12 protein-coding genes are annotated in these 11,580 nt (G+C 67.7%); 10 read left to right on the forward strand and 2 right to left on the reverse strand.

The features are described 5' to 3' along the window. Positions 1–27: 27 nt before the first annotated feature. Positions 28–660 (reverse strand): GntR family transcriptional regulator, encoded by a 633-nt coding sequence (locus WFJ97_RS15925; RefSeq protein WP_247634089.1) that lies wholly within the window; start codon positions 658–660, stop codon positions 28–30. A gap of 265 nt (positions 661–925) precedes the next feature. Here WFJ97_RS15925 and WFJ97_RS15930 point away from each other — a divergent pair, with 265 nt between their 5' ends. Continuing rightward, complete coding sequence (locus WFJ97_RS15930; protein WP_336642220.1) at positions 926–1,441, forward strand: GNAT family N-acetyltransferase; 516 nt, start codon at positions 926–928, stop codon at positions 1,439–1,441. Between the two features lie 42 nt (positions 1,442–1,483). On the opposite strand, the gene WFJ97_RS15935 is transcribed toward WFJ97_RS15930, so the two are convergent. Further along, the gene (locus tag WFJ97_RS15935; protein WP_247625188.1) at positions 1,484–1,972 is read right to left on the reverse strand and encodes a YajQ family cyclic di-GMP-binding protein; all 489 of its coding nucleotides are present in this window, start codon (positions 1,970–1,972) and stop codon (positions 1,484–1,486) included. A gap of 116 nt (positions 1,973–2,088) precedes the next feature. Between WFJ97_RS15935 and WFJ97_RS15940 the strand changes: the two genes are divergently transcribed. The 9 genes from WFJ97_RS15940 to WFJ97_RS15980 all read left to right on the forward strand — a co-directional run bounded on the left by WFJ97_RS15940 (position 2,089) and on the right by WFJ97_RS15980 (position 11,575). After that, positions 2,089–2,241 carry a hypothetical protein gene (locus WFJ97_RS15940; protein WP_247634091.1) on the forward strand — a complete coding sequence of 51 codons (153 nt, stop codon included), beginning with the start codon at positions 2,089–2,091 and terminating at the stop codon, positions 2,239–2,241. 122 nt (positions 2,242–2,363) lie between these two features. Next, positions 2,364–3,407, forward strand: coding sequence for an ABC transporter (locus WFJ97_RS15945; protein ID WP_336642221.1), 1,044 nt, complete (start codon positions 2,364–2,366; stop codon positions 3,405–3,407). Between the two features lie 65 nt (positions 3,408–3,472). Next, positions 3,473–3,910, forward strand: coding sequence for a hypothetical protein (locus WFJ97_RS15950; protein ID WP_336642222.1), 438 nt, complete (start codon positions 3,473–3,475; stop codon positions 3,908–3,910). A 70-nt stretch (positions 3,911–3,980) separates the two neighbouring features. After that, complete coding sequence (locus tag WFJ97_RS15955; RefSeq protein WP_247634094.1) at positions 3,981–4,628, forward strand: spermidine/putrescine ABC transporter substrate-binding protein; 648 nt, start codon at positions 3,981–3,983, stop codon at positions 4,626–4,628. 228 nt (positions 4,629–4,856) lie between these two features. After that, positions 4,857–5,225 (forward strand): 30S ribosomal protein S12, encoded by a 369-nt coding sequence (gene rpsL, locus WFJ97_RS15960; RefSeq protein WP_017201609.1) that lies wholly within the window; start codon positions 4,857–4,859, stop codon positions 5,223–5,225. A gap of 5 nt (positions 5,226–5,230) precedes the next feature. Continuing rightward, positions 5,231–5,701 (forward strand): 30S ribosomal protein S7, encoded by a 471-nt coding sequence (rpsG, locus tag WFJ97_RS15965; protein ID WP_017201608.1) that lies wholly within the window; start codon positions 5,231–5,233, stop codon positions 5,699–5,701. Positions 5,702–5,786: 85 nt separating this feature from the next. Further along, positions 5,787–7,901, forward strand: a complete 2,115-nt coding sequence (gene fusA, locus WFJ97_RS15970) for an elongation factor G (protein ID WP_282185368.1) — start codon at positions 5,787–5,789, stop codon at positions 7,899–7,901. A gap of 147 nt (positions 7,902–8,048) precedes the next feature. Beyond that, complete coding sequence (gene tuf, locus WFJ97_RS15975) at positions 8,049–9,239, forward strand: elongation factor Tu (protein ID WP_042538710.1); 1,191 nt, start codon at positions 8,049–8,051, stop codon at positions 9,237–9,239. A 314-nt stretch (positions 9,240–9,553) separates the two neighbouring features. Next, entirely contained in the window at positions 9,554–11,575 is a 2,022-nt protein-coding gene (locus tag WFJ97_RS15980) for a hypothetical protein (RefSeq protein ID WP_336642223.1), read from the forward strand. The last annotated feature ends 5 nt before the right edge of the window (positions 11,576–11,580 follow it).

Genomic DNA, 11,580 nt, shown 5'->3' on the forward strand with positions numbered 1-11,580 from the left:
CGCGGGCGACGGTCCGCCCCGCTGGCGTCAGACGTAGTACATGGCGCGGGCGAGACGCTCGGCGTCGTCGCCGTCTCCCCGTTCCACCGCATCGCGGAAGTCGGCGTAGACCTGCGTCATGTGCGCGCGGTCTTCGACGGGCACCACCCAGTTGCGGAGGTTGCGGAACAGCGCGATGCTCGAGTCGTTGACGAGGGCGCTGTGCTGGGGGTTGCCCGCGCGGTGCGTGAGGTACGAGAAGACCGCCCACCGGCCCTCGGACGTCTTCGCGGCATCATCGAGCGTGGTGTGCAGCCGCTCGACGAGTCCCGCCAGGTAGGCGCGCTCGACCTCGGTCAGTTTGGGCACGCCCATGCGCGCCGAGACGCCCGCCTGGTAGCCGGCGAACTCGAGCGTGCCGAGCACGATCTCGGGCGTGACGAGGGTGACCTCGGTGTAGCGGCTCGGATACATCGTGACCAGTCCCAGACGCTCGAGGCGCTGCAGGGCCTCGCGAACGGGCGTGCGTGAGACGTGGAGCTCGTCGGCGACGGTGACGTCGCGGATGCGGTGGCCCGGCTCCATCACCCCGTCGATGATCTGCTGGCCGATGTGGTGGAACACCTCGTCTGCGAGGAGCTGTTTTCCTTCGCCGATGTGTGTGGTTTCGATGCTGCTCATCGACTTACCCCCAGTAAGTTCGTCGGTTCACCACCGCCGGCGTCGCGCCTCCCGGTCGCGCGGTGCGCCTGCTGTCGTGCTTCCTGCTGTCTTCGGTTCTGCTGTGCTACGCGAGCGCCCCATACGCTCCCGCAGGAAACTACATCATGCACCTGTGGGGCTGCCGTGCCTATCGTTCTTGCGGAGTTCTTGCGGCTGGCCTGCGCTGATGCCGCGGTGATGCGTCGCTCTGGTGCGTGTCCGTGGTCCGTGGAAAGCTCCGGGGATGGACGAGCTCACTCTGCGCCCCTGGGGTTCCGGCGACCTGCCGCTCCTGCACCGGGCCAATGCGCCCGCGATGACGTCGCACCTGAACGGCTCCGAGACCGATGCCCAGGTCGAGGAGCGCCACGCGCGCTACCTGCGCCTGAACGCCTCGGGCGAGGCGCACATGTCGGTGATCCTCGAGGGTGGGCTTCCGGTCGGGTCGATCGGCTTCTGGCCGGTTCGCTGGCGCGACGCCGACGCGTGGGAGACGGGGTGGTTCGTGCTGCCCGAGGCGCAGGGTCGCGGGATCGCCGCACGTGCGGTCGCGCTGGTCGTCGCCCAGGCGCGGGCCGAGGCGGGGGCGCGGCGGATGCTCACGGCCTTCCCTGGCGTCGACAACGCCGCATCGAACGCCGTGTGCCGTCGCGCGGGATTCGCCCAGGTCGGATCGCTCGTCGAGGAGTTCCGCGGAGCGTCGCTCGAGATCAACGAGTGGGTGTACGACCTCGGGGAAGCGGCCTCCGGAAACGCGTGAAGCCCCGCCGGGGCGGGGCTTCACGAACGGGTGACGACGCGGTCACCGGTAGTTGATGAACTGCAGGTCGACGTCGAGGTCGGAGCCCTTGAGGAGGGCGATCACCGACTGGAGGTCGTCGCGACTCTTCGACTGCACGCGCAGCTCGTCGCCCTGGATCTGGCTCTTGACGCCCTTGGGGCCCTCGTCGCGGATGATCTTGTTGATCTTCTTCGCGTTCTCCGAGGAGATGCCGTCCTTGAGCGTCGAGACGATGCGGAACTCCTTGCCGCTGGCAAACGGGTCGCCGGAGTCGAGGCTCTTCAGCGAGATGCCGCGCTTGATGAGCTTGGACTGGAACACGTCGAGCACGGCCTTCGCGCGCTCCTCGGTGCCGGCGATGATGAGGATCTGCTCGCCGCTCCAGGCGATCGACGCGCCCGTGCCCTTGAAGTCGTAGCGCTGCTCGATCTCCTTGCGGGCCTGGTTCAGGGCGTTCTCGGCCTCCTGGTGATCCACTTTCGAGACGATGTCAAAGGAACTGTCAGCCATACAGGGAGTGTACCGAGAGTGCGCAACCCGCGCCCCTCGCGCCCGTGGCCCGGCGACACGCGGGCGTCTCGGCGTTGCTCCGCTCGCAACCGATACTTCGGTCGTAGCGTGAAGGCATGGCACGAGTCGGTGGACGCAACCTGGCGATGAGCTGGTTCGCGGGAGTGGTCTGCGCCGGTGTCGTCGCCGGGTTGATCTGGCTCTCCCTGCCGATGATGCCCGTGCTCGCCGCGTTCGCCGGCGACACGTTGCGATCGATTTTCCCCTGAGCGGGACCGTCGCTTCCCGAACGCCCCGGAGGGTGAATGCCGACACGTCGGCACGCCTCCCGGAGCGCGTCCGCGGGCGGCGGTACCCTCGCACTGCACACTTCCGATGAGAGGCGCACCCCATGAGTGACCCCGAGGTTCCCCAGCCCGAGCGGCCGAAGGACGTCAACGACGTCCTCGACAGCGCGAACGAGGGTCTCGACGCCGCCGCCGCGGCCGGTGCCGACGTGCCCGCCGGCGACAACGCCGCGATCCGTGACGACGCCGCCCACGGTGACGCCGCCATCCACAGCGACGCCGCTTCCGGTGCCGCCGTGTCCGAGCCCGTGACGACGGATGCCGCGACCGCCGCTCCGGCCGTCGACCCCGATCTCGCGGCCTTCGAGGCCGCGGAGCGCGATCACCCGGGCACGTTCTCGGCTCCGGTCGAGCGCCGCGAGCCCGTTTACGGCGCCGAGGCCACCGAGGTGATCGCCGCGCCCACCGCGTACGTCGACGAGACGCCGACGGTCGCCGACACCGCTTACTCCTCGCGTGCCGACGCCGAGACCACCATCGTCCCCTCGGAGCCGGCGTTCGCCGCAGCCGCTCCCTCGCAGCCGCAGCCGATCTTCGTCCAGGCTCCCGAGCCGCCGCGCGACCGCGGCAACCGTGGAACGGCCGGCGCGATCGGACTCCTCGCCACGCTCGCCTTCGCCGTGCTCTACTTGGGCGCCACGCTCGGGCTGGGCGCGCTCGCGGGCGACGTCGACGGCAGCAACATCGGGCAGGCCGCTCTCGCACCGCTGCAGACCGCGGGATACTGGGTGCCGGTCGCGGTCTTCTTCCTCGGTTTCTGGCTGCTCGGCGCGATCATCAACCGCGGTCGCTGGGGCCTCTGGGTCGTCTTCGGCATCATCGTCGGCGCGATCGCATACGGCGGTCACCTTCTCGGACAGCTCTTCCAGGCGCAGTTCTGGACGCTCACCGCTTCCGAGGGCGCCGACCTCATCGGCGGTCAGCTCCTCGCCCCGCTCGCGATCGTCGCGTTCGTGTTCGCCCGCGAACTCACCATCTGGTTCGGCGCCTGGGTCGCCCGCAGCGGTGCCCGCAAGACCGAGCTGAACCTCGAGGCGCAGCGCGAGTACGAGCGCACCCTCGAGGCCGGCCCGACGCTGTCGAGGTAATGGCGCACACGCCGATGCCGAACCCCCGTGGACCCGAGTCCGCGGGGGTTTCGCCTGTCCTGGCGGTGGTCTTCGCCACCATCGGCTTCTTCGCGCTGGCGATCTTCGGGCTCGGTGCAGTGAGCGTCCTCACCGACAGCGACATCATCGCGACGCCGGGGCTGGGGCAGTGGCCGGGCATCGGCGGCATGGCCGCGGCCGTGCTCGCCTTCGCCCTCCTGCTCTGGTCGGTCGTCCGTCGCCCCGGGCCGTCGTTCTTCTCGGCGCTCGTGATCGCGGTGGCGACGGCGCTCGTGCATCTGGCCGCGGTCTGGATCGCCGTGGCGAGCGTCGCCGGGAGCGCGCTGCTCGCGACGGCGGTCGCCGGCGACCTGGTGCGCGGGGGAGCGAGTGCCGTGCTGCTCCTGGCCGCCGCGATCGGCGCCTGGGCCGGCATCGCCCTGCGGCGCACCCGCGCACGGCATCCGCGCTGGCCCTGGGAACGCGACGAAGACGCGGAGTGATGAGCGGCGGTGACGCGCCGCTCTCCCGGCGTGTCGCCGCGGAGCGCCCGCTCGCGCGTACCCTGGTGGGGTGGAGCGCTCGTTGGAGACGCAGGTCGACCAGGCCGTCGAGGCCTGGTTGCGCTGGGTGCCGCGCTGGGAGCCGGCGACCCATCGCGGTCGGATCGCGCCGTGCCGCCGGTGCCTCGGCTCCCCGCTGCTCTCCGCCGCGGGGATCGGAGCGAACGTGCCGCACGGCGTGCAGCACGGGCTCTCGACGCGGTTGAAGACGATCGTCGATCACGCGGTCGCCGACTACACCGCCCGCAACCTGCCGATGCTGCAGCGCGAACTCGATCAGCAGGCCGCCCGCAACCGCGCGCGCAGCTACCGCCCGGCCGAAGACCTCGACCCCGAGTTCGACGGGTTGCCGCTCGATCCCGATCCGGTTCCGGGCGCGCCGTTCCTCTTCACGATCGCCGGCCTCGCCGACGACGCGGCCGAGACGCTGCCGCCCCTGCCGCCGTTGACCGAGGAGGCGAAGGTGGCGCTGCGCCAGGAGGTCGGTCTGGCCGATGAGTACGCCAACATGGTCGGCCGTGAGATCTGCGGTCTGCTGCTGCGGCACCGTCTGCCGATCCAGGCCGCGATCGCGCAGCACATCGAGCCGCAGATCGAGGCGCTCCTCGCCGAGCTGACCCAGTCGCTCGACTCGCCCTTCGACGCCGACCCGAGCTAGCGACGGCATCCGCGCGGGGAGCCCGCGGTCATTTGACCGGCAGGTTACGCGCCATTACACTTGGTCAGGTGTGTGCACGTCTCGACGTGCGCGCTGGGCGCCGGCCCCATGGCCGGTCCGCCCCCACGGCATACCCACCACACCAAAAGCGCGTCCGTTCGGACGTGCCGGTGGGTCATGATGTGAAACCCATCACGCTGTCACCGTGCAGCATTATGAGGAGAGAACGTGCCAACCATTCAGCAGTTGGTTCGCAAGGGTCGCTCGCCCAAGGTCACCAAGACCAAGGCACCGGCGCTCAAGTCGAACCCGCAGCAGGCCGGGGTCTGCACCCGCGTCTACACCACCACCCCGAAGAAGCCGAACTCGGCGATGCGCAAGGTCGCCCGTGTGAAGCTCCGCAACGGCACCGAGGTCACCGCGTACATCCCCGGTGAGGGCCACAACCTCCAGGAGCACTCGCTGGTGCTCGTCCGTGGCGGTCGTGTCAAGGACCTCCCCGGTGTGCGTTACAAGATCGTCCGTGGCGCCCTGGACACCCAGGCCGTCAAGAACCGTAAGCAGGCTCGTTCCCGCTACGGCGCGAAGAAGGGTTGAGTTAGATGCCTCGTAAGGGTCCCGCCCCCAAGCGCCCCGTCGTCAACGACCCGGTCTACGGCGCTCCGATCGTCACCTCGCTGGTGAACAAGATCCTCGTCGACGGCAAGAAGTCGCTGGCCGAGTCGATCGTCTACGGCGCCCTCCGCGGCGTCGAGGCGAAGAACGGTCAGGATGCCGTCGCCACGCTCAAGAAGGCGCTCGACAACGTCCGCCCCACCCTCGAGGTCCGCAGCCGCCGCGTCGGTGGCTCGACCTACCAGGTGCCGGTCGAGGTCAAGCCGCACCGCGCGAACACCCTCGCGCTGCGCTGGCTCGTCAGCTACGCCAAGGGTCGTCGTGAGAAGACGATGACCGAGCGTCTCCAGAACGAGATCCTCGACGCCTCGAACGGCCTGGGTGCCGCGGTCAAGCGCCGCGAAGACACCCACAAGATGGCCGAGTCGAACCGCGCGTTCGCTCACTACCGCTGGTAAACAGCTCCGCCCGCCCCCGGCCATCCGTCGGGGGCGGGCACCCCCTCTTCGCAGTACGACTGCCAGAAAAGATAAGGACACTCCCGTGGCACAAGACGTGCTCACCGACCTGAGCAAGGTCCGCAACATCGGCATCATGGCGCACATCGATGCTGGCAAGACCACCACGACTGAGCGCATCCTGTTCTACACGGGTGTCAACCACAAGCTGGGCGAGACCCACGACGGTGCTTCGACCACCGACTGGATGGAACAGGAGAAGGAGCGCGGCATCACGATCACGTCTGCCGCCGTGACCTGCTACTGGAACAAGAACCAGATCAACATCATCGACACCCCCGGTCACGTGGACTTCACGGTCGAGGTGGAGCGCTCGCTCCGCGTCCTCGACGGTGCCGTCGCCGTCTTCGACGGCAAGGAGGGCGTCGAGCCCCAGTCCGAGACCGTGTGGCGTCAGGCCGACAAGTACAACGTCCCGCGCATCTGCTTCGTCAACAAGATGGACAAGCTCGGCGCCGACTTCTACTTCACGGTCGACACGATCATCAACCGCCTCGGCGCCAAGCCGCTGGTCATCCAGCTGCCCATCGGCGCGGAGAGCGACTTCATCGGTGTCGTCGACCTCATCGAGATGCGCGCACTGGTGTGGGCGGGTGACGCCAAGGGTGATGTGACCATGGGCGCCTCCTACGAGATCCAGGAGATCCCGGCCGACCTCAAGGAGAAGGCCGACTCCTACCGCCAGCAGCTGCTCGAGACCGTCGCCGAGAGCGACGACGCACTCCTCGAGAAGTTCTTCGGTGGCGAGGAGCTCACGGTCGCCGAGATCAAGGGCGCCATCCGCAAGATGACGGTCGCCTCGGAGATCTACCCGGTGCTCTGCGGCTCGGCGTTCAAGAACCGCGGCGTGCAGCCGATGCTGGACGCGGTCGTCGACTTCCTCCCGAACCCGCTCGACGTGGGCTCGATCGAGGCGCACGACCCCAAGGACCCCGAGAAGATCATCGAGCGTCACCCCGACGCCAACGACCCGTTCGCCGCGCTGGCGTTCAAGGTCGCGGTGCACCCGTTCTTCGGTCGTCTGACCTACGTGCGCGTCTACTCGGGTTCGCTCGAGTCGGGCTCCGCGGTCATCAACTCGACCAAGGGCAAGAAGGAGCGCATCGGAAAGATCTTCCAGATGCACGCCAACAAGGAGATCCCGGTCCCCTCGGTCACCGCGGGCAACATCTACGCCGTCATCGGTCTGAAGGACACCACCACCGGTGACACCCTGACCGACCCGGCCTCCCCGGTCGTCCTCGAGTCGATGACGTTCCCGGAGCCCGTGATCGAGGTCGCCATCGAGCCGAAGACCAAGGCCGACCAGGAGAAGCTGGGTGTCGCCATCCAGAAGCTCGCTGAAGAGGACCCGACCTTCCGCACCGAGCTCAACCCCGAGACCGGTCAGACGACCATCAAGGGAATGGGCGAGCTGCACCTCGACATCCTCGTCGATCGCATGAAGCGCGAGTTCAACGTCGAGGCCAACGTCGGAAAGCCCCAGGTCGCGTACCGCGAGACGATCCGCAAGGCCGTCGAGAAGCACGACTACACGCACAAGAAGCAGACCGGTGGTTCGGGTCAGTTCGCGAAGATCCAGTTCACCATCGAGCCGATGGACCTGGACTCCGAGAACACCTACGAGTTCGTCAACGCCGTCACCGGTGGACGCATCCCGCGCGAGTACATCGGCTCGATCGACGCCGGTTTCCAGGACGCCATGAACGTCGGAGTCCTCGCGGGCTACCCGATGGTCGGCGTCAAGGCGACCATCGTCGATGGTGCCGCGCACGACGTCGACTCCTCGGAGATGGCGTTCAAGATCGCCGGCTCCATGGGCTTCAAGGAAGCGGCTCGCCGCGCCAGCCCGGCTCTCCTCGAGCCGCTGATGGCCGTCGAGGTCCGTACTCCCGAGGAGTACATGGGCGACGTCATCGGTGACCTGAACTCGCGTCGTGGCCAGATCCAGTCGATGGAGGACGCCGCCGGCGTCAAGGTCGTCCGTGCCCAAGTGCCGCTGTCCGAGATGTTCGGTTACATCGGCGACCTGCGCTCGAAGACCTCGGGTCGCGCGGTCTACTCGATGGAGTTCCACAGCTACGCTGAGGTTCCCCGCAACGTGGCCGACGAGATCGTCCAGAAGACCGCGGGCGAGTAACAACTTCTGGGAGCCGGGTTCCGGCCCGGCTCCCAGGTCCCCTACAACTTCACATTCCCTCTCTACTAAACTGAGATTCACACCCGTAGAGAACCGGTCGCAATCCAGTGCCCGGCACCCTCTACACGACGTCCTGAGGAGGACCCAGTGGCTAAGGCCAAGTTCGAGCGGACCAAGCCGCACGTCAACATCGGAACCATCGGTCACGTTGACCACGGCAAGACCACGCTCTCCGCAGCGATCTCGAAGGTGCTTGCTGACAAGTTCCCGTCTGACACCAACGTGCAGCGCGACTTCGCTTCCATCGACTCGGCGCCGGAAGAGCGCCAGCGTGGTATCACCATCAACATCTCGCACATCGAGTACGAGACCCCGAAGCGCCACTACGCGCACGTTGACGCCCCCGGCCACGCCGACTACGTCAAGAACATGATCACCGGTGCGGCTCAGATGGACGGCGCGATCCTCGTGGTCGCCGCCACCGACGGCCCGATGGCTCAGACGCGTGAGCACGTTCTGCTCGCCAAGCAGGTCGGCGTTCCGTACCTGCTCGTCGCGCTGAACAAGTCCGACATGGTCGACGACGAGGAGATCCTGGAGCTCGTCGAGCTCGAGGTCTCCGAGCTGCTCGCCTCGCAGGGCTTCGCCGAGGACGCTCCTGTCGTCCGCGTCTCCGCTCTCAAGGCCCTCGAGGGCGACGAGAAGTGGGTTCAGTCGATCCTCGACCTCATGGAGGCCGTCGACGAGAACGTGCCCGACCCGGTGCGCGACAAGGACAAGCCGTTCCTGATGCCCGTCGAGGACGTCTTCACGATCACCGGTCGTGGAACCGTCGTCACGGGTCGCGCCGAGCGTGGCACCCTGGCCATCAACTCCGAGGTCGAGATCGTCGGACTGCGTCCGACCGTCAAGACCACGGTCACGGGTATCGAGATGTTCCACAAGCAGCTCGACGAGGCATGGGCCGGCGAGAACTGCGGTCTCCTCCTCCGTGGTACGAAGCGTGAGGACGTCGAGCGCGGCCAGGTCATCGTGAAGCCGGGTTCGGTCACGCCGCACACCGACTTCGCGGGCACCGCGTACATCCTGTCGAAGGACGAGGGTGGCCGTCACAACCCGTTCTACACGAACTACCGCCCGCAGTTCTACTTCCGCACCACCGACGTCACCGGCGTCATCACGCTGCCGGAGGGCACCGAGATGGTCATGCCCGGCGACACCACCGACGTGACGGTCGAGCTGATCCAGCCGATCGCCATGGAAGAGGGCCTCGGCTTCGCCATCCGTGAGGGTGGACGTACCGTCGGCGCTGGTACGGTCACGAAGATCATCAAGTAAGCATCTGCTTCCTGCACAAGGGGTCGGACCTTCGGGTCCGGCCCCTTTTGTGTGTTGCCCGGACACCCGAGAATCCGGTATCCCAAACTCGTTCACCTATCCAGTTGAATAAAACACGAAGTGTTGGATATGGTGAATACCGCTATGCGAAAGCATGGCAAAGCAGGCATGTGTTCGAGCCCTAGGTCGAGCCGGCGCTGCAGCGGCCAGGGAAACCCGAAGCTTCCCTGAGCCGCTGATCTGCGTGCGCCTGCCTGTATCGGGGAGAGCCTGCGCGCCGGGGAGTGGCGCGCGGGATAAAGGGGAGTATCACCATGCGTTCGAACGCGCGTCCGCAGAAGCAGCAGCACGCCCGGAAGCTGACGGCGATCACCGCCATCGTCTCCGTGATCGCCGGGGCGTTCGTCGCCGGTATTTCGGCTCAGATGGCATCGGCCAACACATTCGTGCCGTCGGTGACGGTGACGAACGTCGCTCCGGCCGGCAAGGACTTCGTCCTCGCGGGAGAGGACGTCGAGTTCACCGTCGCCGCCTCGAACACCGACGGCGGCAAGCAGTTCAACCTGAGCTTCCTGGCGATCGCCCCGGCATCCGTCTCGCTCGCCCGCGTGGAGGGTCTGCCCGCAGCGAAGGTCTACGGCGCCGGTGAGGTGCTCCCCAACCGCACGCGCACCGCGCAGACCGGCAACGCCGACTGCACGACGCTGGGTCTGGTCGCGGCTCCCGCGGGGTCCGCCACGCCATTCGCCTGTGCGGTTCCCGAGGGTCAGCAGGTCTGGGTCTGGTCGAACGTCGACGATCTCCCGCAGGGCGGAACGGTCCGTTCGACCATCTCCATCACCCCGGATGAGGCGACCTACCCCGTCGGGGGCAAAGTCGCCTTCTCGATCCGTGCGTTCACGAGCGACGATCCCGCGAAGATCCCGACGTTCGACGGCACGACCAGCGTGGCGCGCACGGGAGACCACACCGCCGCGTCCCTCGTCGCCTCGGACGAGGTGCCGGTGAAGGCACTGCGCATCATCAAGGATGAGCCGAGCGCCGAGATGGAGCGCCTCCGCGGCGCTCACAACGAACCCACCGTGTACACCGTCAAGGTGGAGAACACGAAGCGCGCGGCGACGCTCGGCGTGACGGTCACCGACTACCTGCCGGCCGGCCTGGAGTACCTGGGATCCGGTACGGACGCCGACAACTCCGTCCCCGGGGCGGAATACCCGACCGCTCCCCGCCTGGCGGGTGGAGCGATCGTCAGCGAGACGGTCGAGACCGTCTCGCTGACCGAGGCGCAGGCGCTCGCGCTCGGCCTCTCGGGTGCAGGCGTGTACACGAAGGTCACTTGGGCGATCGGTGATCTCGAAGCCGGGGAGCAGCGCACGCTGCAGTACCGGGCCGTCGTCCCGCTCTTCGCCAACACGATGTGGCCGGAGGGCGCGGCCCCGACGCCGGCCGGCGGAGCGCAGGCGGCGAACCTCGACAACAACACGGGCGCCTCGACGCGCCACGGCGACACGGAGGCGCCGACGACGGCTCAGACGATGCGCAACGTCGCTTCGACCACCGGCATCTATCAGGGGCCGGTGTTCGCGAACGACGAGTCGCTGCGCGCGAGTTCCGACCGCGACGACGAGACCATCGAAGCTGTCGACGTGCGCGTGCTGAAGAGCGTCGACACCGGCGACAGCTTCACGACCGGTACGGTCGCCGTCTACTCGGTGCAGGTCGACGTCAGCGAGTACGTCGATGCGAGCAGCATCCTCCTCACCGATGTCATCCCCAACGGGCTGTGCCCGGCGCTCCCTGCGCAGCAAGGCGACGTGAAGCTGTCGATCGACGGCGGCACGATCACGCAGCAGCAGTGGAACGGCATGATCGTCGGCGAGGCGTGCAGCTACCCGGCCGCGGTCGGCGGCGCGGTGCTGTCGCCCGACCTCACCGTGGTGTCGATGGACTACAACTCGGCGAACGGCTCCTACACGGTGGTCTTCGCGATGGACGACCTCGCGGCGGGCGGAACCCGCACGGCGCAGTACTCGGCCATGCAGCGCCCGAACTACACGGGCGCAGGCGGCGGAACGAGCTCGGGCGACAGCTTCGTGAACACGGTGACCGTGACCGCGCAGACCGAGCCGATCGCGGCGATCTCCGCCGACCCCGCACTGCTCGCGAAGGTCGGCGGCACCCGTTACGTGTCGGACGACTCGTCGGCCACCATCGGATCGTGGGAGACGCGTCTCACGAAGGAGGTCCTCGAGCGCGGCGCCGCGTTCACCCCGAACGGGGCGTCGTGGGTGAAGGATGCCACGCAGGCCTTCTCGCCCGGTGACACCGTGTGATACCG

It is taken from the genome of Microbacterium sp. USHLN272 (assembly GCF_037149655.1).
Taxonomy (GTDB): Bacteria; Actinomycetota; Actinomycetes; order Actinomycetales; family Microbacteriaceae; genus Microbacterium; species Microbacterium galbinum.

Coding starts and splice junctions, on each gene's coding strand:
- WFJ97_RS15980 (WP_336642223.1), top strand. CDS start 9,554: ATGCGTTCGAACGCGCGTCCGCAGAAGCAGCAGCACGCCCGGAAGCTG.
- WFJ97_RS15945 (WP_336642221.1), top strand. CDS start 2,364: ATGAGTGACCCCGAGGTTCCCCAGCCCGAGCGGCCGAAGGACGTCAAC.
- WFJ97_RS15935 (WP_247625188.1), bottom strand. CDS start 1,972: ATGGCTGACAGTTCCTTTGACATCGTCTCGAAAGTGGATCACCAGGAG.
- rpsG (WP_017201608.1), top strand. CDS start 5,231: ATGCCTCGTAAGGGTCCCGCCCCCAAGCGCCCCGTCGTCAACGACCCG.
- WFJ97_RS15925 (WP_247634089.1), bottom strand. CDS start 660: ATGAGCAGCATCGAAACCACACACATCGGCGAAGGAAAACAGCTCCTC.
- WFJ97_RS15940 (WP_247634091.1), top strand. CDS start 2,089: ATGGCACGAGTCGGTGGACGCAACCTGGCGATGAGCTGGTTCGCGGGA.
- WFJ97_RS15930 (WP_336642220.1), top strand. CDS start 926: ATGGACGAGCTCACTCTGCGCCCCTGGGGTTCCGGCGACCTGCCGCTC.